This is a genomic window from Mucilaginibacter sp. P4_E8 (genome assembly GCF_056401495.1).
This window is the reverse complement of the sequence record NZ_JBFUJG010000366.1, coordinates 1-1,549: the sequence shown is the minus strand read 5'-3', so window position 1 is coordinate 1,549 and position 1,549 is coordinate 1. Positions and strand designations below refer to the sequence as shown.

At 31.6% G+C, this 1,549-nt stretch carries 2 protein-coding genes; both read left to right on the top strand.

Going from position 1 to position 1,549, the window contains the following annotated elements:
* Positions 1–1,040: hypothetical protein (locus tag AC1DRQ_RS31425; protein WP_477430049.1), on the top strand; the 1,040-nt coding region annotated here is incomplete at its 5' end.
* Between the two features lie 30 nt (positions 1,041–1,070).
* A partial coding sequence (locus AC1DRQ_RS31420; RefSeq protein ID WP_477430048.1) for a hypothetical protein occupies positions 1,071–1,549 on the top strand: 479 nt, incomplete at its 3' end.

Here is a 1,549-nt window from a genome sequence, read left to right as displayed (position 1 = left end):
ATGTCAACTATAGTTTAAAAACCTCTGATAATTTAATTGAATCTACACCAGAAATTTATCAATCTTTTAAATTACTAATATCTGATTATCAAGTAAGCGGTGGTACAATTGTTTTAGCTTCAACAGTATTAAGTGATGCTTATACTGTATGGCAGGGTGAACTTGATAGGGTAAAATTTACAGCGTACAATTATTTGAATTATGTTCTGAACTCTGGTACTACCAAGAATCAATTTTTAACTAACAAACCTTTAATCAGTAACATTTATGAATCTTCTGATGAATACCTGTATCTATTAAATGCGGGTATCAATGGTGGCGTTCAATATGATTTTTACGGCTCTGGTAACACTTTATTAGGTAGCCATATAGTAACAGGCATCACATCAACGAATAAAGCTTACAGAGTTAATATAAGCCCACAAATTATTGATGCTTATTTCGGATTTGACTTTAATAATATGTATGGTGATTCTTTTGGAGATATGTTTCAAGACCCCTTTGGAACTTATTACTCAATAGATAACACTAATTACTTTACTGTTAAACTGGTTGATGGTAGTGGACATACCAAATCTGAAACAAGAACATTTGTTTTAAGGGCTGATAACTGTAAAGCAGAACCAGTACAAATACTTTTCTCAAATTCTTTAGGTGGTTTTGATAGTATTACTATGTTCAACCCAGCAGAAAGCATAGCCATAACAAAAAATTCTATAACTACATACCCTTATCAGATCAATTCAGCCGGGGATTATACTAATAATAATGATGGTGTATATAATCAAACGGATTTAGTTTATAATGTTGCTAAACAATCAACTTATAAAGTATTCAGTGATGTTTTAAATGATTTAACAGCAGCTTGGATTAAAGAATTATTAGAGGCTAAAGTTGTATATGTAAAATTAGTTGATAATACATTATTACCGATATCAATTACTACCAATTCTTATAACATCATTAAGCAAAAATATAATACCAATAACAACAGGTTAGAAATTGAATTTAAGGTAAAGGAATCTGGATTAAAATTCTAATTGACATACTATTTATTGAAAAGTCAATAAATGGATATTTCATCTTACATATCTGGTGTTACCAGCAATATTACTAATCAGCTTGCCCCTAAATCAATACCAAGTTCAACCGTTGGTGGTGCTCTTACAGATTTAGCGACCCTAACTAAAACTAATGTTGAAGGGTTAAATACAACATTCAACAGTTCATTAACTCTCAAAGCAGACAAAGCAGATTTAGATACTACTGGTACTACTTTAGCTGTAACAGGAGATAAATCAAATTCACCAGTACCACCAAAAGGTTCATTTTCTATAGCATCTGGTGATTTTATATATAATTCGGCTGTTGGTCTTTGGACTACACAGTTATTAAACCCGGTATCATCGGATATAACGTTTAAAGGTTCTAACACTCAGTTCTGGTTGATTATAGGATATAAAGATGCAAACAATATCTGTTGCGCAGGTATATCAAGTAATGGAACGTTTGGTAGGGTAGTAAACGTGAATCTAAACCCTACAGGTGA